This is a genomic window from Flavonifractor sp. An4 (assembly GCF_002161755.1).
GTDB lineage: Bacteria > Bacillota > Clostridia > Oscillospirales > Oscillospiraceae > Flavonifractor > Flavonifractor avicola.
Genome location: NZ_NFIL01000025.1, coordinates 1 through 20,014 on the forward strand (window position 1 = coordinate 1; position 20,014 = coordinate 20,014).

General features: G+C 59.4%; 18 protein-coding genes. 11 read left to right on the forward strand and 7 right to left on the reverse strand.

Annotation, left to right across the window (positions count from 1 at the left end):
- Positions 1-118: 118 nt before the first annotated feature.
- The 4 genes from B5F94_RS11165 to B5F94_RS11180 all read right to left on the reverse strand — a co-directional run bounded on the left by B5F94_RS11165 (position 119) and on the right by B5F94_RS11180 (position 4,498).
- Positions 119-1,933 (reverse strand): LTA synthase family protein, encoded by a 1,815-nt coding sequence (locus tag B5F94_RS11165; protein WP_242965663.1) that lies wholly within the window; start codon positions 1,931-1,933, stop codon positions 119-121.
- Between the two features lie 132 nt (positions 1,934-2,065).
- Positions 2,066-2,788: an amino acid ABC transporter ATP-binding protein gene (locus B5F94_RS11170; protein WP_087270697.1), complete on the reverse strand. Its 723-nt coding sequence runs from the start codon at positions 2,786-2,788 to the stop codon at positions 2,066-2,068.
- Positions 2,775-3,497 carry an amino acid ABC transporter permease gene (locus B5F94_RS11175; RefSeq protein WP_343212821.1) on the reverse strand — a complete coding sequence of 241 codons (723 nt, stop codon included), beginning with the start codon at positions 3,495-3,497 and terminating at the stop codon, positions 2,775-2,777. The genes B5F94_RS11170 and B5F94_RS11175 overlap by 14 nt, the downstream gene beginning before the upstream one ends.
- 146 nt (positions 3,498-3,643) lie before the next feature.
- Positions 3,644-4,498, reverse strand: a complete 855-nt coding sequence (locus tag B5F94_RS11180; RefSeq protein WP_087330192.1) for an ABC transporter substrate-binding protein — start codon at positions 4,496-4,498, stop codon at positions 3,644-3,646.
- Between the two features lie 312 nt (positions 4,499-4,810).
- On the opposite strand from B5F94_RS11180, the gene B5F94_RS11185 reads away from it, so the two are divergent.
- From B5F94_RS11185 to prmA, 3 genes are read left to right on the forward strand one after another with little or no spacing between them, the layout of a single operon-like run.
- On the forward strand, positions 4,811-5,347 hold the full coding sequence (locus tag B5F94_RS11185; protein WP_087188486.1) for a DUF1836 domain-containing protein: 537 nt from the start codon (positions 4,811-4,813) through the stop codon (positions 5,345-5,347).
- 41 nt (positions 5,348-5,388) lie between these two features.
- Entirely contained in the window at positions 5,389-6,261 is an 873-nt protein-coding gene (locus tag B5F94_RS11190; RefSeq protein ID WP_087330194.1) for a DegV family protein, read from the forward strand.
- Entirely contained in the window at positions 6,261-7,205 is a 945-nt protein-coding gene (prmA, locus tag B5F94_RS11195) for a 50S ribosomal protein L11 methyltransferase (RefSeq protein ID WP_087330195.1), read from the forward strand. The genes B5F94_RS11190 and prmA overlap by 1 nt, the downstream gene beginning before the upstream one ends.
- Positions 7,206-7,245: 40 nt before the next feature.
- Here the strand turns inward: prmA and B5F94_RS11200 are convergent, their stop codons facing one another.
- Entirely contained in the window at positions 7,246-7,437 is a 192-nt protein-coding gene (locus B5F94_RS11200) for a YlcI/YnfO family protein (RefSeq protein ID WP_087330197.1), read from the reverse strand.
- 96 nt (positions 7,438-7,533) lie between these two features.
- On the opposite strand from B5F94_RS11200, the gene B5F94_RS11205 reads away from it, so the two are divergent.
- From B5F94_RS11205 to B5F94_RS11240, 8 genes are all read left to right on the forward strand, one after another.
- The gene (locus B5F94_RS11205; RefSeq protein WP_087330199.1) at positions 7,534-7,830 is read left to right on the forward strand and encodes a hypothetical protein; all 297 of its coding nucleotides are present in this window, start codon (positions 7,534-7,536) and stop codon (positions 7,828-7,830) included.
- A gap of 219 nt (positions 7,831-8,049) precedes the next feature.
- On the forward strand, positions 8,050-9,231 hold the full coding sequence (locus B5F94_RS11210; RefSeq protein WP_087188483.1) for a DEAD/DEAH box helicase: 1,182 nt from the start codon (positions 8,050-8,052) through the stop codon (positions 9,229-9,231).
- Positions 9,232-9,404: 173 nt separating this feature from the next.
- Positions 9,405-10,283: a GNAT family N-acetyltransferase gene (locus tag B5F94_RS11215; protein WP_087330201.1), complete on the forward strand. Its 879-nt coding sequence runs from the start codon at positions 9,405-9,407 to the stop codon at positions 10,281-10,283.
- Positions 10,284-10,733: 450 nt separating this feature from the next.
- Positions 10,734-11,675, forward strand: a complete 942-nt coding sequence (locus tag B5F94_RS11220; protein WP_087330203.1) for an ABC transporter permease — start codon at positions 10,734-10,736, stop codon at positions 11,673-11,675.
- 1 nt (position 11,676) lies between these two features.
- Positions 11,677-12,939 (forward strand): ABC transporter permease, encoded by a 1,263-nt coding sequence (locus B5F94_RS11225; RefSeq protein WP_087330205.1) that lies wholly within the window; start codon positions 11,677-11,679, stop codon positions 12,937-12,939.
- Positions 12,940-12,955: 16 nt separating this feature from the next.
- Positions 12,956-14,029, forward strand: a complete 1,074-nt coding sequence (locus B5F94_RS11230) for an ABC transporter ATP-binding protein (RefSeq protein WP_087330207.1) — start codon at positions 12,956-12,958, stop codon at positions 14,027-14,029.
- Positions 14,022-15,056: an ABC transporter ATP-binding protein gene (locus B5F94_RS11235; protein WP_087330209.1), complete on the forward strand. Its 1,035-nt coding sequence runs from the start codon at positions 14,022-14,024 to the stop codon at positions 15,054-15,056. Before B5F94_RS11230 ends, B5F94_RS11235 begins: the two co-directional genes overlap by 8 nt.
- 506 nt (positions 15,057-15,562) lie before the next feature.
- A complete protein-coding gene (locus B5F94_RS11240) occupies positions 15,563-17,308 on the forward strand; it encodes a peptide ABC transporter substrate-binding protein (RefSeq protein ID WP_087330211.1) in 1,746 nt (581 codons plus the stop codon).
- A gap of 312 nt (positions 17,309-17,620) precedes the next feature.
- Here the strand turns inward: B5F94_RS11240 and B5F94_RS11245 are convergent, their stop codons facing one another.
- The gene (locus tag B5F94_RS11245; protein WP_087330214.1) at positions 17,621-18,946 is read right to left on the reverse strand and encodes a S1C family serine protease; all 1,326 of its coding nucleotides are present in this window, start codon (positions 18,944-18,946) and stop codon (positions 17,621-17,623) included.
- 194 nt (positions 18,947-19,140) lie between these two features.
- Positions 19,141-20,010 carry a DegV family protein gene (locus B5F94_RS11250; protein WP_087330216.1) on the reverse strand — a complete coding sequence of 290 codons (870 nt, stop codon included), beginning with the start codon at positions 20,008-20,010 and terminating at the stop codon, positions 19,141-19,143.
- Positions 20,011-20,014: the final 4 nt, after the last annotated feature.

Sequence of the window (20,014 nt, forward strand, 5' to 3'; positions counted from 1 at the left end):
GGGGTAGCCCGAGAAAGAAATGCAGTCGGCAAACCTTTCGGGGCCCCTTAAGGGGCTTCGTCCGTATCAGGCCCTTATAGGGCCTACTCAAGCCTCCGGCTTAGCCGGAGGTTTTGACTTATGGATCAAAGACGGCGCTTCGCCGTCCGCCCCCTCCAAACAGGTTGTTGTACTGCACCTGCTGGTAGTCTTCAATGAGGGCGGCGTAGTCGTTGGTCTCCAGATGGCTGTGGGCCTGCCCGGCTGTGTCCATATAGCCCACAAAGGTGAGGGCGGGCAGCTGCTGCTGGAGCTGCCACAGATAGCCGTCGTACACCGTACCCTCAATGCCGGCGTACCGCAGCAGATAGAGGCTCAAAAAGTTCAGGCTGGTAATCTCCGGCCCCTCCTCCGGCAGGGGGTAGTTGGCCCAGATGACGAAGGGCGTCTCATACTTGCCCATGTACTGATTCATGTTCATCTGGTCCTGGGTGACGCCGTAGGCCTTGTCCAGGAAGCCCTGCTCCACCGAGGGCTGGTGGTCGCCGAACATGAGGATGATGGTGGGTTCCTCCTGGCTCTGGAAATACTCCACCAGGGTGCGGAAGGCCTGGTCGGTTTTGTTGGCCAGGGTGAGGTACTGCTCGGCCTGGGGATACTTGCCCGGCTGGTCGGTGAGGGTGACCTGGGCCGGATAGTCCTGGGCGGTGTAGCTGCCGTGGTTCTGGATGGTGACGTTGAACAGAAAGAGGGGGGCGTCCTTCTCCTTGTGCTCAAACTCCCAGATAACCTGCTCAAAGTCGGACTGGTCGCTGACATAGCCGTGCTCCATGGCCTGGGCCACATCCATGTCGTCCACGCACTTGAACTGGTCAAAGCCCAGCTGGGGATAGGCCTGATTGCGCTGCCAGGAGGTGCGCGCGCCGGGATGGAAGGCCAGAGTGTCATACCCCTGGGCCTTCAGCAGGGAGGCCAGAGAGGCGGTGGGCCCCAGCACATACTGCTGGTAGGGAATGCTGCCCGAGGGCAGAAAGGCCATGGTGTTGCCGGTGAGGAACTCAAACTCGCTGGCGCTGGTACCCGCCCCGAATACCGAGGTATAGGTGTGGCCGAAGATGGAATTGTCCAGGGAGCGGATGTAGTCGGTGACGCTCTCGCTGAGCTGCAGGTTGCCGTAGGACTCAAAGTCGGCCCAGGACTCGTTCATGATGGCGATGATGTTGGGCTTTTGGACCGACACCGCCGCCGGGTCCAGAGGCTCCACCCCCTCCAGCAGGGTATCCACGTTGTCCGGAGAGTAGCCCTCCGGCTCCTCCACCTCCAGAAACTCGGTGTTGCGGTAAAAGACGGCCAGGCAGCCGCCGGTGCGGTAGGCCCCCGCCTGATTCCACACGTCGGTCTTGACCCCCAGCTTCTCCAGCTTTTCCGAGGGCAGCAGGAACATGAGGCAGGCCAGCCCCGCCGCCAGACAGGCCAGCCGCAGGGGCAGGCGCTTGCGGGTGGTGAGCCGCAGCCGGGCCTTGCGCCGCTCCGGGTGGAGGAATACCACCAGGGCGGCGGCCAGAAAGATGGCGACTCCCATCTGCCAGGTGAGGAACAGGTGGTAGTTGCCCGCCACGCTGGCGGCGGTGCCCAGGGCAGAGAAATCCCAGGGCAGGATGGGGGTGCCCCGGAAGGTGTTGACGAAGCAGTTGGCGGCGCCCCAGGACCCGGCGGCGATGTGGATGCCGATGGTGCAGGGGGCAATGCGCCCCACCAGGGCGCACAGCAGCCAGAACAGCAGAGCCACGCACAGGGCGTTGGCCACCAGTACGGGGAAGGTCAGAGCAAAAGGATTGGCTCCGTATGTAAACTGCATGAGCCACACGGCGGTAAAGGGGGTCAAAAGCAGAAAGACCGCCTGCCACAGCCGGTCCTTGCGCAGCAGGGAAAGGATTTGTTCACGATTCATCATAGTATGGTACTCCGGTCATTTGGGAAGATAGTGTGCCATTATAGCGCAAAAAGCCCAGCTTGTCAAAGCCGACCGGTGAAAAAGAAACGGAAAAGGTCCCCCGGTACAGTTTGTACCGGGGGACGTGGCAGATTACAGCACCTTGGACAAAAATTCGATGGTGCGCTGTTCCTTGGGGTTGGCGAAGAAGGCGTGGGGCTCGTTCTGCTCCAGCACATGGCCGCCGTCCATAAAGAGGACCCGGCTGCCCACTTCCCGGGCAAAGCCCATCTCGTGGGTGACCACCACCATGGTCATGCCCTCGTCAGCCAGCTGCTTCATGACTTCCAGCACCTCGCCCACCATTTCGGGGTCCAGAGCGGAGGTGGGCTCGTCGAACAGCATCACCTTGGGCTTCATGGCCAGAGCCCGGACAATGGCGATACGCTGCTTCTGGCCGCCGGAGAGCTGGGCGGGATAGGCGTCCGCCTTCTCCTCCAGACCCACCCGCTTCAGCAGGGCGGTGGCGGTGTCATCGGCCTCGGCCTGGCTCATCAGCTTGGTGCGGACGGGAGCCAGGGTGATGTTCTTCCGGATGGTCATGTTGGGGAAGAGGTTGAAGTGCTGGAACACCATACCCATCTGCCGCCGGATCAGGTCGATGTTGGTCTTGGGATCGGTGATGGCGGTGCCCTCAAAGGTGATGGTGCCCTTGGTGGGGGCCTCCAGCAGGTTGAGGCAGCGCAGGAAGGTGGACTTACCCGAGCCGGAGGGCCCGATGATGACCACTTTCTCCCCGGGATAGATGTGCTCGGAGATGTCGTCCAGCACCAGATGGTCCCCGAAGGACTTGGACAGATGTTTAACGTCTATCACTTTGACGCAGCCTCCTTTCCAGAATACCCAGCAGCCAGGTGAAGAGCATGACCATCAGAAGATAGATGATGGCGATGCCCAGATAGGGATACATCACATCGTAGGTCTTGCTGCCGATGGACTTGGCGGCATAGACCAGCTCCTTGCCGCCGATGGCGGAGATCAGAGCAGTATCCTTAAACAGGGTGATAAACTCGTTGCCCAGAGCAGGCAGGATGTTCTTAAAGGCCTGGGGAATGACAATAAAGCGCATGGTGTCCAGATAGTTCAGGCCCAGGGACCGTCCGGCTTCGCTTTGGCCGATATCCACGCTCATCAGGCCGCCGCGGACGATCTCGGCCACATAGGCGCCCGAGTTGATGCCCAGGGTGAGGGTGCCCACCAGGGTGTACTCACGGCTGCTTTTAAAGATGATAAAGCCCATAATCAGCAGCTGGACCATCATGGGGGTGCCGCGGATAATGGTAACATAGATTTTGCAGATCACGTTCAGTACGCCCAGGACGGGGTTGTGCCGGCCCAGACGCTGCTGATCGTGGGTGGTGCGGATTACAGCCACCACAACGCCCAGCACAATACCCAGGATCAGTGCCAAGGCGGTGATCCAGAGGGTGGTCAGCACGCCGTCCAGGTAGAACTGCCAGCGGTCCTCCTCAAAGAAGGCCTTGTAAATGCCCACGAAGGCGTCTTGCCACCAGGGCAAGTCCACGCCGTCTTTCAGCTGCTGTCCCAGGGACTCATAGAGTTGCGCCCAGTTCACAGAGATTCTCCTTTCTTACCTTCTGCCAAATACGACCCGAAAAAGGACGGCCCGAAGGCCGCCCTTTTCAGTTGAACACGGATTTGTTGGTTGTCTCAGCCCTCAGCGGGGATATACTTGTCGATGATGGACTGCACGGTGCCGTCCTCAACCAGTTCGATCAGAGCGGCGTTGACGGCGTCCTTCAGAGCGGTGTTGCCCTTGGCAAAGCCGATGGCGTAGTTCTCGTTGGCGAACTCAGTGTCCAGAATCTTCAGACCGGGGTTGGCCTTCACATACTCCTGGGCGGGAGCGTTGTCGATGACTACGCAGTCCACCTGACCATTCATCAGAGCCTGCACGGCAGCGGCGCCGTCGTCATAGGGGATCACGGCGTCCTCACCGTAACCGCCGTTCTCGGGGGTGTCGGAGCAGTAGATGTAGCCGGTGGTGCCCATCTGGCAGCCGATCAGCTTGCCCTCCAGATCATCGATGGTGGCGATGTCGGAGTTCTCGGGGACAATGACGACCTGAATGCCGTTGGCGTAGGTGTCGGAGAAGTCCATGACCTCCAGACGGTCATCGGTCACAGTGACGCCGGCCATGACGATGTCGCTCTTGCCGGTCTGCACAGCCTGCAGGGCGGCGTCAAAGCCCATGTTGTCCACGACCAGCTCCAGGCCCAGCTTCTGGGCGATGGCGTAGGCAATCTCCACGTCGATGCCCTCATAGCCGGTGCCCTCGTAGCCTTCGCCGTCGCCCACCATCTCATAGGGGGGGAACTGAGCGTTGGTGCTCATGATCAGCTTACCGGCCTCCACGGTGGTGAACTCGCCGGAGGCGGCGGGAGTCTCGGTGTTGCCGGAGGGGGTCTCGGCGCTGCCGCTGTTGCCGCCGCCGCAGGCGGCCAGCAGAGACAGAGACATGACTGCGGTCAGGCCCATGAGGGCCAGCTTCTTGAAGTTCTTCATGATGTATTCTCTCCTATTCATTGCGTTTCACGCGATCCTCATTGCGTTCCTTGAATTAGGTGTCTCTTATTATACACCGTATGCAAATAAATGCAATATTTATTCATTCGTCAAACCCCACAAAAAACCTGGAAGTTTTCAGCCGGTCTCTCTCCGTGCCCGCAGGTGGGTGAAAAGGGTCACATAATGCTGTTATGTGAGAAAACAGGCCTGTTTTCAGCACCTGAAAGGGTTTACTTCCGGGAAAGTGATGTGGTATAATGACAGCGATATGTTTAGATATGGTTTTGAAAACCAGAAAGGAGGCCCACCTTGGAAGAGATCCGCGCATTAAAGGAGCGGCTGGAGGGGGAACGGCCGGTAGATTGGGAGGGTTTCCCCGATATCGGGCTGTATATGGACCAGCTCATCAACTATATGCCCCGCCAGCTGATCCACTATGGAGAGGGGGAGGCCCTGACCTCCGCCATGGTGAATAATTATATTAAAGATGGGGCCATGCCCCGGGCGGAGGGCAAGCGGTACTCCCGCACCCACCTGGCCTACCTCACAGCCCTGTGCGCCCTCAAGCAGGTGCTGTCGGTGAAGGACGCCGGTCTGCTGCTGGCCGCGGCAGCTCAGGGGCGGGAGCCCAAGGAGCTGTACGAGCAGTTCCGCATGGAGCTGGACCGGGCCCTGGACGTGACCGCCGGGTCCCTGGACCCCACCGCCGGGGAGGAGGACCTGCCCGGCCTGGCCCTGGCGCTGGCCCTGCGCAGCTACGCCGACAAACTGGCCTGCCAGCGTATTCTGGAACTGCTGCGGGCCAAACAGCCCCCCAATGAAAAAGAAAAGAAGAAAAAAGACTGAATACCGCTCAGATTTTAACAACGATGGAGGTTCTCTGAACAATGGGAGAATATGTGATCTTGACCGACTCCTCCGCCGACCTGACCGCCGAGCTGGTGGCCGAGCTGGGGGTGGAAGTGATTCCCCTGTCCTTCACTATGGAGGATAAGACCTACTTCAACTATCCCGACAACCGGGACATCGACCCGGCGGATTTTTATGCCCGCCTGCGGGGGGGCGCCATGGCTACCACCGCCGCCGTCAATGTGGCCGACTATACCGAGGCCATGGAGCCCATTCTGAAGGAGGGCAAGGACGTGCTGGTGCTGGCCTTCTCCTCCGGCCTGTCCGCCACCTGCCATTCCGCCCAGATCGCCGCCGGGGAGCTGATGGAGCAGTATCCCGACCGGAAGGTGTATGTGGTGGATACCCTGTGCGCCTCCCTGGGCCAGGGCCTGCTGGTGTGGTATGCCGCCAACCTGAAAAAGCAGGGCAAGACCATGGAGGAGGTACGGGACTGGACCGAGGAGCACAAGCTCAACCTGTGCCACTGGTTCACCGTGGACGACCTCCACTTCCTCAAGCGGGGCGGCCGCATCTCCGCCGCCACCGCTGTGCTGGGCACCATGCTGTCCATCAAGCCGGTGATGCACGTGGACAATGAGGGCCACCTCATTAAGGTAGGCACCGCCCGGGGCCGCAACGCCTCCCTCAAGGCCCTGGTGGACCACATGGAGCAGACCGTGCTGGATCTGAAGGGTCAGTCCATCTTCATCAGCCACGGCGATTGCCTGGCAGACGCCCAGAAGGTGGCTGATGATATCCGGGCCCGCTTTGGGGTGGAGGATATCGTCATCAACTATGTGGGTCCCGTTATCGGCGCCCACTCCGGCCCGGGCACCGTGGCCCTCTTCTTTATGGGGAGTGAGCGCTGATGGAGGATATCAAGTGGCTGGAAGTGGTGCTGGACACCACCGAGGAGGAACTGGACGGCCTGTGTGCCCGGCTCACCGCCAACGGCGTCACCGGCTTCGCCATTGAGGATGAAGAGGACTTCAAGACCTTCCTGGAGCAGAACCGTCAGTACTGGGACTATGTGGACGAGAACCTGATGGAGCGGATGAAGGGTGTGTGCCGGGTCAAGTTCTATGTCACCGACGATGCAGACGGCAAGGCCCAGCTGGCGCGCTGGCTGGAGGGCATCGACAAGCCCTACACCACCGCATCCCTGGGGGACAACGACTGGGCTCACTCCTGGCAGAAGTATTATAAGCCCATGACCGTGGGCGAGAAGCTGTGGATCGTCCCTGAGTGGGAGCGGGATCAGACCCCGCTGGAGGGACGCACCCCGGTGTACCTCAACCCCGGCCTCACCTTTGGTACCGGCAACCACGCCTCTACCCAGCTGTGCCTCATGGGGCTGGAGGAGTATGTGGTACCCGGCCAGCCGGTGCTGGATCTGGGCTGCGGCAGCGGTATCCTGTCCATCGCCGCCATGGCCCTGGGGGCCTCCACCGCCGTGGCGGTGGACATCGACCCTAAGGCGGTGGACGTGGCCTATGAGAACGCCGGGCTCAACGGCATCGGCAAGGACCGGTACACCGTCCGGGCGGGCGACGTGCTCTCCGACCAGGCTCTGGTGAAGGAGCTGGGCCAGCAGCGCTACCCCCTGGTACTGGCCAACATCGTGGCCGACGTGATCATGCCCCTGTCCGCCAAGGCGGGGGAGTGGATGACCGAGGACGGGGTGTTCCTGTGCTCCGGCATCATCGACACCCGCTCCGCCGAGGTGGAGGCCGCCCTGGAGCGCAACGGCCTGCACATCATCCGCCGCCGGGAGCAGAACGGCTGGGTATCCCTGGCCGCCAAACGGGCGTAATAAGAGGAAAAGGACGCACCGCAGCGCGGTGCGTCCTTTTTTATGTGGAGGACTGCGGATGGTCCTCCTCCTTCAGGTTTTCCAGCGCCACCCGGGTGGCCTCAATGACAAACTGGGAGAAGTTGCAGTCAGTTCCCTGAATGGCTTTCTCAACCTCCTCCAGGATCTGATTGGGAAAGCGGATGGTTTTGGAGGTGGTGCCGGGAACGGCGGGCAGTTTAAATTTAGCCATAGTATCACCATGTCTTACATTTTGTCATTTACAACGTAATACAATTTGTGATATAAGTATGTAAGACAAATAGTAAGACGTTCGGGGGGTGATGCAATGGATTGGGAGGCTGCCTATGAACAATGCCCTCCGTTTGGTGTTGGGAAAGGCCCATATAACTGGGAAACGACACAGGTACTGGTGGCGCTTGAGCGGGACCTGACAGCACTTCGGCGGAGATTGACCGATGAAACAGGCGAACTGCTAGAGCAGTATTTGAAGAGCGAGGCAAACTATTTGCACAGTTGTTGTCGGTACTACTATTATCGTGGTATGCTTCATGGTATCAAAGAGGCGTTAGAAATCTGGAGTGCGGAGTACGGTTCAGCAGAAGAGAGTAGCGAAGATAACTGACTTGTAAGGGCGGCCTTTATGGCCGCCCGCCGGTTTTCTGCCGGCATGAGCCCCCTCCAGGGTGAAAGGATTGCATTTTTTCCCCGGATATGATACACTTTTTCGGTACGATTTGAGGTCGCGCCCCGGGGAAAGAGGGCGTTGGGTACGAAAGGGAGTTTCGATGCCTGTGGGGACCTTGAATCAGGCAGACTGAAACGGAAAGGAAGTTTTGTACCCATGGAAATCAACGGCGAGCAGGTCAACGAGATCGTCAACTACGCCGACCTGGGCCTGTCCCCTGAGGTCATGAAGGCCATCGACAAGAAGGGCTACGTCCAGGCCACCCCGGTCCAGGCGGGCGCCATTCCCTATTTTATGGAGTGGAAGGACGTGATCGCCAAGGCCCCTACCGGTACCGGCAAGACCTTTGCCTTCGGCATCCCTATGGTGGAGCACATCGATCCGGACAACCAGGATGTGCAGGCCCTGGTGCTGGCCCCCACCCGGGAGCTGGCAGTGCAGATCCAGGAGGAGCTGCGGGACCTGTGCGAATTTAAGGAAGGGGTACGCACCGTGTGCCTCTACGGCGGCGCCCCCATCGACAAGCAGATCAACACCCTGAAGAAGCGCCCCCAGATCGTGGTGGCTACCCCCGGCCGCCTCATGGACCACATGAAGCGGCGCACCGTCAAGCTGGACAAGGTGGAGACGGTGGTGCTGGACGAGGCCGACCGGATGCTGGATATGGGCTTTGTCCGGGACGTGACCCGTATCCTGGACCAGCTGAAGCACCGGAAGAACCTGGGAATGTTCTCGGCCACCATCAGCCGGGAGGTGATGGACATCTCCTGGGTGTACCAGCGGGACCCCATTGAGATCACCGTCCGCCCGGTGGAGGAGTCCAAGCCCGACATCACCCAGTACCGCATCGACCTGGACGGCCGGGAGAAGAAACTGGACACCATCGTGGCCCTCATCACCCACGGGGAGTACGAGCGGGCCATTGCCTTCTGCAACACCAAGAACATGACCGACCGGCTGGCCGGGCTGCTCCAGATGCGGGGAATTTCCTGCCAGGCCATCCACGGCGATATCCAGCAGCGGGTGCGTGAAAAGACCCTGGACAAGTTTAAAAAGGGCGAGATCAAGGTGCTGGTGGCCACCGACGTGGCCGCCCGTGGCCTGGACATCGACGACGTGGACGCGGTGTTTAACTACGACGTGCCTGACGAGATGGAGAACTACACCCACCGCATCGGCCGTACCGGCCGTGCCAAGCGCCACGGCGTGGCCTACACCTTTGTGGCCACCGTCACCGAGAGCGTCCGCATGGACGACATCATCCGCAATACCAAGGCGGAGGTTCAGCGGCTCAAGTACGATCAGGACGGCTGCCTCATGCTGGTGGAGCAGCAATAAATCGTTGAATGGGCGGCCTTTGGCCGCCCATTTTCCTGCTTCCGGACCGGTTCGCCGGATTTCCCTTGCCAATTTCCGGAGGCCATGATATCATGTCGGCATACTGGGGCAGAATGATTTGCGGCACAAATGCCGTGTTCTGTCTCTTGCCTGAAACAGAGAGGAGTGTTCCTATGGTAGAGATCCGTCCCTCCCGGCCCGACGAGGCCCAGGCCCAGAAGGACCTGTGGCGGGCCGCCTTTGGGGAGGACCCCCGCTATATCGACTGGTTCTATGAATGCTGCTGGCGGCCGGAGGACACCCTCCTGCTGCTGGAGGACGGGAAGCTGGCCTCCATGCTGGCCCTGCTGCCTCAGACCATCCACCTGCCCGACGGCGGCACCGCCTCCGCCTGGTATGTCTACGCCCTGGCTACCGACCCCAATGTGCGCAGCAAGGGCTATGGCCGGCAGCTTCTGCTCTATGTGGACGAGTTTTTGAAGGCCCGGGGGGCTGACTGCGTGACTGTGGTGCCCGCCGAGGCTGGGCTCTTTAAATTTTTCGGCATGGTGGGCTATCTGCCCGGCTTTTTTACCCGCAAGGTGGAGCTGCTGCGGAGCATGGCCGCGCCCACCTTCCCGGAGGACAAGGTGGAACCCGTCAGCCCGGCGGAGTACAACGCCATCCGGGAGGCGGCGCTGGCAGGCCTGCCCTTTGTCTCCTACAGCCAGGAGCTGATTCGCTATCAGGAGGGAATGGGTAAGATCACCGGCGGCGGTCTGTACCGCGTCACCGTGGGAGAGTTCCAGGGCTGTGCCGCCGCCGAATACCTGAACCAGGAGAGCGTTCTTTTTAAGGAATTGCTGCTGCCGCCGGAGCATATGCCCCGTGGCCTGGCGGCCCTAGCCGCCCAGATGCCCGGTCAGCGGTGCTTCGTCCGCACCCCGGCCCAGTGGGACGGGATGCAGGGCAGCTATCTCCAGCCCTTCGGCATGGTCAAGTGGTATGACCGGGAGAAGGGCGCCCTGTGGGGGGAGGAGACCCATGGCTATATGGGCCTGGGCTTTGATTGACCGGCTCCAAAACAGAACACAGCGTTCAAAGATGGACGCGGACAGACGGGGGATGGTCCCTCATCTGTCCGCGTTTCTTTATCCTGGCATGGGTTTTGCAACCAGACGGTGGGGCAAGATTCAAAGCCGGGGTTTTGCAGGAATTCCGTTAAAATGAATATGCAGGGCAAAAACGTGAATATTTATAAGCGAATTTCATCGCATTAGCGAGAAAAAGTGCCGAAAAGCAGGCGATACAAGGGAAGAAAGCATCCGGTGTCGAAGAATGAAATGGACAATTATGCAGAAAAGTGTCTTTCTGACAAGGACAGCTGCAAGATTTGACGGCGATTCCATCAAATTCAGGCGGCAGAACTCTTGACGGAAGGTGTTAATTACGATAAAATAAACAGACGTTTATTGTGGGGCATTCACGGAAAACGAACAGAGACTGGTATAGGAAGTGAAGAAATGGCAAAATATGTTTTGAAAAGAGTGCTGATGGCAGTGATTACCCTGTTCATCGTCATCTGCCTCACTTTTTTCCTCATGAACGCCATTCCGGGCAATCCCTGGCTGTCTGAGAAGACCCCATCTCAGGCCACCATCGACGCCTTGAATGAGAAGTACGGTTTGGACAAGCCGGTCATTGTCCAGCTGGGCTATTATCTGGGGGATATCGCCCACGGCGATTTCCGTAACTCCATCAAGATGCAGAAGGACCGGCCGGTGCTGGACATCATCACCACCATGTTCCCCCTGTCTGCTAAGATCGGTATCATTGCCATCAGCTGGGCCATATTGGTGGGCGTCCCATTGGGCTGTCTGGCCGCATATAAACGAGGTACCTGGGTGGACAGCCTATTACGAGTAATATGTACCATAGGTATCTCCATGCCGGGATTCGTGGTAGCAACCATATTGCTACACGTATTTACCGGCGGCATTGAGGGATTCAAGATATTCCCAACCGGCTTTGACGGCAGCTGGCAGAGCTATGTACTGCCCTGCGCCGCTCTGGGCTTCTATCCCATGTGTTACCTGTCCCGTCAGACCCGTACCGCCATGCTGGACTCCATCAACCAGGAGTACATCAAGACGGCCCGGGCCAAAGGTCTGAAGAACAAGAAGATCATCTTCAAGCACGCCCTGCGCAACGCCCTGATCCCCGTCATCACCTACCTGGGCCCCCAGATTGCCTTTACCCTGTGCGGCGGCTTTGTGGTGGAGAAGGTGTTCTCCATCCCCGGCCTGGGCCGCTACTTTGTAATGTCTATTCAGGCCCGTGACTACCCCATCATTATGGGCACCACCATCTTCCTGGCGGCTTTCGTTATTGTGATGAACCTGTTGGCCGACCTGCTGTACAAGCTGGTGGATCCTCGAATCAATCTGAGCAAGGGAGGGAACTGAGTTGGCTGCTCGTAAACATAAAAAAGTCCTTGGCTCCCTGCAGCCTGACATTGAGGATATCCTGGACTGGAACAAGCTGCCCGACAATGCTTTTGAGCCGGCCAGCGCACAGGAGAAGGAGAGTTTTATTCAGGACCGCAAGAGCGTGTCCTACTGGAAGGACGCCTGGCGCCGTCTGCGCCGCAACAAGGTGGCTATGGTGGCCATGGTCATCGTGATCCTGATTGCCCTGTTTGCCTTTGTGGGCCCCATGATTGTGCCCTACGGCTACGATGAGCAGATCCGCGGCGCCAACAACCTGCACCCCTGGCACTACTCTCTGGAGGACAGAATGGCCCAGGACCCGGATGCTGCCATTAAGGCGGCCCGGGCCGAGGCTGAGGCTGAGGGCCGCGAGCTGACCAGCATTGAGGAGGCCCAGATTCGGGCCAAGATCAAGGCTGGCGGCACACAGGAACTGAAGCCCCACCTCTTTGGTTATACCGACGAGGAACTGCAGCGCAAGGCCAATGGCGAGTTTGTCTTCCCCCATGTGTTCGGCTGCGATATGCACGGCCGCGACATTATGGTGCGTACCATGATTGGCGCCCGTGTGTCCATGATCGTGGGTATCTGCTGTGCCCTCATCGTGCTGGTCATCGGTGCGCTGTATGGTTCCATCTCCGGCTACTGCGGCGGCAAGGTGGACGCCGTTATGCAGCGTATCGTGGAGATCATCTACTCTGTCCCTGAGGTGCTCATCATCCTGCTGCTGGGCGCTACCCTCAAGCCCATTTTGGAGGATTTCCAGAACTCGGGCGACGGTTTCTTCCAGAACATGGTCACCATTCTGGGCCCCAACCTCATCGCTATTTTCATTGCCTTTGGCCTTTTGTACTGGGTGACCATGAGCCGTATCATCCGCGGCCAGATTCTCCAGCTCAAGCAGCAGGAGTACGTCACCGCTGCCCGTGCTCTGGGTGCCAAGGGCGGGCGCATTATCAAGCGCCACCTGCTGCCCAACTGTGTGGGCCAGATCGTGACCACCACCTTCCTGCAGATCCCCTCTGCCATCTTCACTGAGTCCTTCCTTTCCTTCCTGGGTATGGGTGTTTCCGCCCCCATGACCAGTCTGGGCTCCATGTGCTCCGATGGCCTGAGCGGCCTGCAGAGCTATCCCTACCGTTTGTTTATTCCTGCCGCCATCCTGAGCATCCTGATTCTCTGCCTGAACCTGTTCGGCGATGGCCTGCGTGACGCTCTGGACCCCCGCCTGAAGAAGTAAGAAAGGAGGAGACACCATGGAAGAAAAACAGAAAACCGGCAAGCTGCTGGAAGTGAAGGATCTCCACGTCTCCTTCTTTACCCCCGCCGGCGAAGTCAAGGCCGTGGGCGGCATCAGCTATGACCTGAACTATGACGAAGTCATGGGTATCGTGGGTGAGTCCGGCTCCGGCAAGAGCGTGGAGGCCTACTCAATCATCGGCCTGCTCCAGTCCCCTGGTAAGGTGGTGGGCGGCTCCATCACCCTGGAGGGCGAGGACGTGCTGGCCAAGAGCAAGGAAGAGATGATCGACCTGCGGGGCAACAAGGTGGCTATGATTTTCCAGAACCCCATGACCTGCCTGAACCCCGTGTACACCATCGGCAACCAGCTCATCGAGGCCCTGAAGGCCCACGACAAGAAGGTCTCCAAGCAGGAGGCCGCCAAGCGGGCCATGGAGATGCTGGAGCTGGTAGGCATCAACAACGTGGAGAAGCGGATGAAGCAGTATCCCCACGAGCTGTCCGGCGGTATGCGCCAGCGCGTCATGATCGCCATGGGCCTGATCTGTCATCCCCAGCTGCTCATCGCCGACGAGCCCACCACCGCTCTGGACGTGACCATTCAGGCCCAGATCCTGGAGCTGATGAAGGACCTGCAGAAGAAGACCCACATGGGCATCATCTTCATTACCCACAACCTGGGCGTGGTGGCTGAGATCTGCGACAAGGTCTCCGTCATGTACGCCGGCAAGATGGTGGAGCAGGGCCCGGTGGACGACATCTTCTACAAGCCCGGCCACCCCTATACCATGGGCCTGCTGCGGTCCATGCCCCGTGTGGACGCCGAGAGCTACGAGCGCCTTATCCCCATTGAGGGTACCCCCGTGGATATGCTCAATCCTCCCGAAGGCTGCCCCTTCGCTCCCCGGTGTGAATACGCCATGAAGATCTGCCTGCAGAAGATGCCCCCCTATGTGGAGCTGGGCGACAACCACCGCTCCGCCTGCTGGCTGCGGGTGCAGGAGCAGATGGCCAAGGAGAAGGCCGGCCAGGCGGACGCCAAGCCCGCGCAGGAGACCGAGAACAAGGAGGCGGGCGACCATGAGTGAGAAGAATGACATCCTCGTTCAGGTGGACCACCTGAAGAAATACTTTGGCGTCAAGGGCCTGAAGGGTCCCGGCGTCCAGGCCGTGGAGGATGTGTCCCTGTTCATCAAGCGGGGCGAAACCCTAGGCCTGGTGGGCGAGTCCGGCTGTGGCAAGACCACCCTGGGCCGCACCATCCTCCAGCTTCATCCCCCCACGTCCGGCAAGATTGTCTATGACGGTGAAACCATTTTTGAGGGCGAGGGCCCCTGGCAGAAGGACGAGAACGGCCAGCTGATCCACGTCAAGACCCCCAAGCCCAAGGCGGTCAATATGCTGCCCTACCGGCGGAGAATGCAGATTATCTTCCAGGATCCCTCCGCCTCTCTGGACCCCCGCATGACGGTGGGCGAGATCATTGGTGAGGCCCTGGATATCCATAAGCTGTGCCCCAGCAAGAAGGAGCGCACCGACCGCATCAAGGAGCTGCTCAGCCGGGTGGGTCTGAACACCGAGCACGCCAACCGCTATCCCCATGAGTTCTCCGGCGGCCAGCAGCAGCGTGTGGGCATCGCCCGCGCCCTGGCGGTGCGCCCCGAATTCATCGTGTGTGACGAGCCTATCTCCGCCTTGGACGTGTCCATCCAGTCCCAGGTGGTGAATATGCTGGAGGATATGCAGCAGGATCTGGGCCTGACCTATCTGTTCATTGCCCATGACCTGTCCGTGGTGCGTCACATCTCCAATCGTATCGGCGTGATGTATCTGGGTACCATGGTGGAGCTGGCTGAGAGCTACGAGCTGAACAAGCATCCCATCCACCCCTACACCAAGACCCTGCTGTCCGCCGTGCCGGTGCCCGATCCCGAGGTGAGCCGGACCCGTCAGCGTATCGTGCTCCAGGGCGATATCCCCTCTCCCATGAATCCGCCCACGGGCTGCCGGTTCCATACCCGCTGCCCCTACGCCACCGAGAAGTGCAAGGAGTGTGTGCCTCAGTTCAAGGAGCATTCGCCCGGCCACTACGCCGCCTGTCACCTGCTGGGCTAAGACGGGCGAATGGGCCTGCCGCCGCATTGCGGCGTCCAAGCGTTTTGGGCTGTGCCCAAAACCTTGATGCCGGGCGAATTCACTTCGCCCGAGCAGATGAAAGGAAATGGGGTACCCGCCCGGCCTGGGCCGGGTGGGCAACATTCTCCCGGCCACTACGCCGCCTGTCACCTGCTGGGCTGATTGGGCGAATGGGCCTGCCACCTGCTGGGGTAAGCGAAAGCCGGGCCCGCGCAGTAAGGGCGCTCAAGCGAAAATTGGAAAAAGGCGGCAGATTGCCGCCTTTTTTCGGAACCAGATAGAAATAAACTGGAGAGTTCGTAACAATTTCGAAACATTTTCTTTACACCTGTACCTGACCTGTGGTATAATGTCTTTGCGTTACTTTAACGTGCGAAAGGCCATGGCCTTTCGGCGCCCGCACTGCGGGCGCCGATGACCATCCCCATGTGTATCGCGCCCCAAGGCGTTATTGATACAAAAATGAGAAAGATGGAGGTCCAACCATGAAAAAGAGAAAGCTTGTCTCTCTGCTTCTGTCCGGGGCCCTCGTGTTCGGTCTGCTGGCCGGCTGCGGCGGCGGCACCAGCAACAGCAACGAGACTCCTGACGCTCAGAACAGCGGCACTCCCAGCAGCGAAGCTCCTTCCGGCGACGCTTTTGAGATGACTGTCAACATCGCTTCTGAGCCCCAGTCCATTGATCCCGCTCTGAACAGCGCGGTCGACGGCGCCATTATGCTCAGCCATATGTTTGAGGGCCTGATGCGCTGGAAGGATTCCGGCAGCGAGACCGCCGGCACCAACGGCACCTGCAACAACGCTGTGCTGGACTACGGCCAGGCTGAGTCCTATAAGAAGACTCCCAACGAGGACGGCACCGTTACCTATACCTTTAAGCTGCGTGACGACGCCAAGTGGTCCGACGGTAAGGACGTTACCGCTCAGGACTTCGTGTTCTCCTGGCAGCGCCTGGTCAGCCCCGAGACTGCCGCTGACTACAGCTACATGATCGACTGCGTGGTCAACGCTAACGAGATCATCAACGGCGAGAAGGAGCCCAGCGAGCTGGGTGTTAAGGCCGTGGACGACAAGACCTTCGAGGTCACTCTGACCAGCGATCTGCCCTACTTCACCGAGATCTGCGCCTTCCCCGCCACCTTCCCCGTGCGTGAGGACATCGTGAGCAATGCTCAGTGGACCTATGATCCCGCCACTTATGTGTCCAACGGCGCTTACAAGATGACCAGCCGTGTGACCAACTCCGAGATCGTTATGGAGCCCAACGAGTACTACTACGGTGTGGATACCCTGGGTCCCAAGAAGATCACCTTTAAGCTGATGGATGACCAGAATGCCATGCTCAACGGCTTTAAGTCCGGTGAGCTGGACTTCATCGAGTCCATGCCCACTGATGAGATTGCCGGTCTGATGGCTTCCGGCGACCTGAAGATCGTGGACTACATCGGCACCTACTATGTCTGCTACCAGACCCAGAAGGCCCCCTTCGACGATCCTCGCGTCCGCAAGGCCTTCACTCTGGCCATTGACCGCACCTACATCGTGAACGAGATCACCCAGACCGGTCAGGTCGAGGCCGGCGGCTTCGTGCCCGCTGGTGTTTATGACGCTGACGGCGCCACCGGCGATGACTTCCGTACCCAGGGCGGCAACTACTATGAGCCCATGTCCGGCGATGACAAGGCGCAGTATGAGGCCAACTGTGAGGAGGCCCGTGCTCTGCTGGCCGAGGCCGGCTACCCCAACGGCGAGGGCTTCCCTGTTGTTGAGTACCTGTACAATACCGGCGATGATCATAAGTCTGTTGCCGAGGCCCTGCAGAATATGTGGCAGACCCAGCTGGGCGTGACCGTCACCCTGAACAACCAGGAGTGGGCCACCTTCCTGCAGACCCGTAAGGACGGCGATTACTCCATCGCCCGTAACGGCTGGATCGCCGACTACAACGATCCCATGTCCTTCCTGGATATGTGGCTCACCGGCGGCGGCAACAACGACGCTCAGTACTCCAACGCCGAGTATGACGCCAAGCTCCAGGCTGCCAAGGCTTCTACCGATCCTGCTGAGCGTATGCAGCTGATGCACGAGGCCGAGGACATCATCATGGGTCAGGATTACGCTCTGTGCCCCCTGTACTTCTACACTCAGAAGTATATGCTGGCCGACGGCATCCAGGGTATGTACTATACTCCTCTGGGCTACTTCTTCTTCGACCACTGCACCCAGGGCTAATTTCAGCCAAACAAAACGGGCGGAGCCATTTGGCTCCGCCCGTTTTTTGTTGTTGTATGGTGGTTTATTTCCTGTAACAGGAGTAGTCTTGGGACGTTGGAGCAATGAAGGCGGGGTGTACTCCTGGCTGTGATCCCCAGCCCTGACAAGCGGGCGGGTACAGCCCTCCTACCCCTGCAAAGCGGCATTTTAAGCAGTAGGAGCCGATGCCCTCATGGGCCCGACGGTCCTTGTTGCCGGTAACCTCTGACGCTAATAAAAAACCCCCGACACACCGGATATCCGGCGTGCCGGGGGTTTTTGCTTAAATGGTTACCAGTTGCCGAAGGGGAAGTTGTAGTAGTAATTGCCGCCCTGCTGGGGTTGGGATTGCTGCTGCTGGCTGTTGTACTCCTCGCTCAGCTGATTCATGGCCTCCTGCCGCTCCTGGTTGTCCTCATCCAGGGTTACATTGACGGTGGAGGTGTTGCCGTCCCGGTAGATGGTGAAGGTGACGGACGCTCCCGCCTTGTAATCCTTCACAGCGCTCTGGAGCTGGGTTTCGGTAGATACCTGGGTGTCGCCCACGGCAGTGATGATGTCGCCCACCTGGAGGCCGGCCTTCTGGGCGCAGGAGCCGTCCAGGATGGCCATGATCTCCACGCCGGCAGGCACGCCGTAGCGCTGAACGCTTTCATCCACGGCGTTGATGAGCACGCCCACGTTGGGCTTGCCGGTGACGTAGCCGTTCTCCATAATGGAGGTGACCATGTCCTTCACATCGTTGATGGGAATGGCGAAGCCAAGACCCTCTACAGAGGCCTCGGAGCTGGAGCTGGAGGACAGCTTGGCGGACACAATGCCCACCACCTGGCCGTACTTGTCAAAGAGGGGGCCGCCGGAGTTGCCGGAGTTGATGGCGGTGTCGGTCTGGATCATGTTCATGACGGTGCCGTCGCTCATGGTGACCGAGCGGTCCTTGGCGGAGACGTAGCCGCCGGTGAAGGTGAAGGTCAATTCACCCAGAGGGTTGCCGATGGCGTACACATCCTCGCCCACATTGATGGCGTCCGAGTCGCCCAGTACCACGGGCCGCAGGTTGCCCTGGTCAATCTTCAGCACGGCGATGTCGTTCTCCTCCTCGCCGCCCACCAGGGTGGCGTCATAGCTCTTTCCGTCGGAGAAGAATACGGTGATGTCGCTGACGCCGTTGATGACATGGTAGTTGGTAAGGATGTAGCTGGCGGTGTCATTGGAGCTGATGACGAAACCGGAACCGGACACGGCGTTTTTAACGGTCTGGCCCCACACGTTGGTGGTCACGTTGCCGTTGACGCCCACCACCGACTCCAGGTTGGAGGCGTACACCTCTTCGGCGGAGAGGACGGTCTTGCCGTCCACGTTGGCCAGGGACACGGCGGTGGGACGGGTGCCCTCGTAAATGGTGGTAGAGTTGCTGCCGAAGCGGTTGACAGCCCACACGCCGCCGCCGCCCACCGCGCCGCCGATGATGGCGCAGCACAGGCCGACGGCAATGAACTTACCAAAGCCGCCCTTCTTCTTTTCCTTGGGGGGTACGGCGTCATACACATGAAACTGATTGGTCTCTATGACGGGGTCGCGGTCCTCGGGGGGCCGGTTATAATCACTGTAATACATAAACGGGTCTCTCCTTTACCAGCGGATTTTGCGGTTTCCTTTGAACGAGTCTTAGAATACCCTGTAATTGTGGCGGAACTGTGAAGAAAATGTGCATGATTTTTAAATTGTTCCCATCGATGGCAGGTTTGTGTCAGAAAAGGGCAAATAACAGGAAAAAGGGACGCATTTGCGTCCCTTTTTGAGTGATATCATTATTTTTCCAGCGCTTTTGTTACGGTAACAGCCCGGGCGCCGGGGCCGATATGGCAGGCCACCGACAGAGACAGCGGGTCCATATGGATGGGGTAACCGGGGAAAATGGCCTCCAGCTCTTCCAGCCACTCCTGGGCGTCGGCCCGGTCGCCGGTGTAGGCGGCGGCGATGTGGAGCTGCTCCGGACCGGAGAGACCGGCAAACTCAGTCTCCATGGTGTGGTGGATAGCGTCGATCATGGTCTTTTTGGCGGCCTTCCAGCCCCGGACCTTGGCGAAGGAGTCCAGCTTCTCGCCCTTGATCCGCAGCACCGGCTTAATGCCCAGCACCGCGCCCAGGGCGGCGGCGGCGGGGGTGCAGCGGCCGCCCTTTTTCAGGTACTTCAGGGTGTCCACGGTGATGTAGATGTCGGAGTCGAACTTGGTGCGCTCCAGGTAGTCGTGGATCTCCTGGGCGGACTTGCCGGCCTGGGCCATTTCCAGGGCGTCCAGCACGGACTGGCGCTGGGTCACCGAGATGCGCTGGTTGTTGACCACAAACACCTTGCCCTCGTAGTCCTGAGCCAGCATCATGGCGGTCTCGCAGGAGCTGCTCAGTCCGCTGGACATGGGGATGTACACAATCTGGTCATAGTCCTGAAGGATCTTATCCCACAGGTCGGTGACGTCGCCGGGGGAGGGCTGGGTGGTCTTGACATCGGCGTCCTGGGCCAGACGCTCATAGAACTGCTCCTGAGAGAGGGTGATATCCTCCAGGAAGAGCTCGTCGTTGATATAAAAAGGCATGGGCAGAACAAAAATACCCAGTTCCTTGCCCTGAGCCTGGGTGATGCCGCTGTTGCTGTCGGTGGCAATGGCGATCTTACTCATAACG

Bases quoted from the DNA above. Each gene is read 5' to 3' on its own strand.
- B5F94_RS11165 (WP_242965663.1), bottom strand. From the start codon at position 1,933: ATGATGAATCGTGAACAAATCCTTTCCCTGCTGCGCAAGGACCGGCTG.
- B5F94_RS11180 (WP_087330192.1), bottom strand. From the start codon at position 4,498: ATGAAGAACTTCAAGAAGCTGGCCCTCATGGGCCTGACCGCAGTCATG.
- B5F94_RS11190 (WP_087330194.1), top strand. From the start codon at position 5,389: ATGGGAGAATATGTGATCTTGACCGACTCCTCCGCCGACCTGACCGCC.
- prmA (WP_087330195.1), top strand. From the start codon at position 6,261: ATGGAGGATATCAAGTGGCTGGAAGTGGTGCTGGACACCACCGAGGAG.
- B5F94_RS11200 (WP_087330197.1), bottom strand. From the start codon at position 7,437: ATGGCTAAATTTAAACTGCCCGCCGTTCCCGGCACCACCTCCAAAACC.
- B5F94_RS11205 (WP_087330199.1), top strand. From the start codon at position 7,534: ATGGATTGGGAGGCTGCCTATGAACAATGCCCTCCGTTTGGTGTTGGG.
- B5F94_RS11210 (WP_087188483.1), top strand. From the start codon at position 8,050: ATGGAAATCAACGGCGAGCAGGTCAACGAGATCGTCAACTACGCCGAC.
- B5F94_RS11215 (WP_087330201.1), top strand. From the start codon at position 9,405: ATGGTAGAGATCCGTCCCTCCCGGCCCGACGAGGCCCAGGCCCAGAAG.
- B5F94_RS11220 (WP_087330203.1), top strand. From the start codon at position 10,734: ATGGCAAAATATGTTTTGAAAAGAGTGCTGATGGCAGTGATTACCCTG.
- B5F94_RS11230 (WP_087330207.1), top strand. From the start codon at position 12,956: ATGGAAGAAAAACAGAAAACCGGCAAGCTGCTGGAAGTGAAGGATCTC.
- B5F94_RS11235 (WP_087330209.1), top strand. From the start codon at position 14,022: ATGAGTGAGAAGAATGACATCCTCGTTCAGGTGGACCACCTGAAGAAA.
- B5F94_RS11240 (WP_087330211.1), top strand. From the start codon at position 15,563: ATGAAAAAGAGAAAGCTTGTCTCTCTGCTTCTGTCCGGGGCCCTCGTG.
- B5F94_RS11245 (WP_087330214.1), bottom strand. From the start codon at position 18,946: ATGTATTACAGTGATTATAACCGGCCCCCCGAGGACCGCGACCCCGTC.
- B5F94_RS11250 (WP_087330216.1), bottom strand. From the start codon at position 20,010: ATGAGTAAGATCGCCATTGCCACCGACAGCAACAGCGGCATCACCCAG.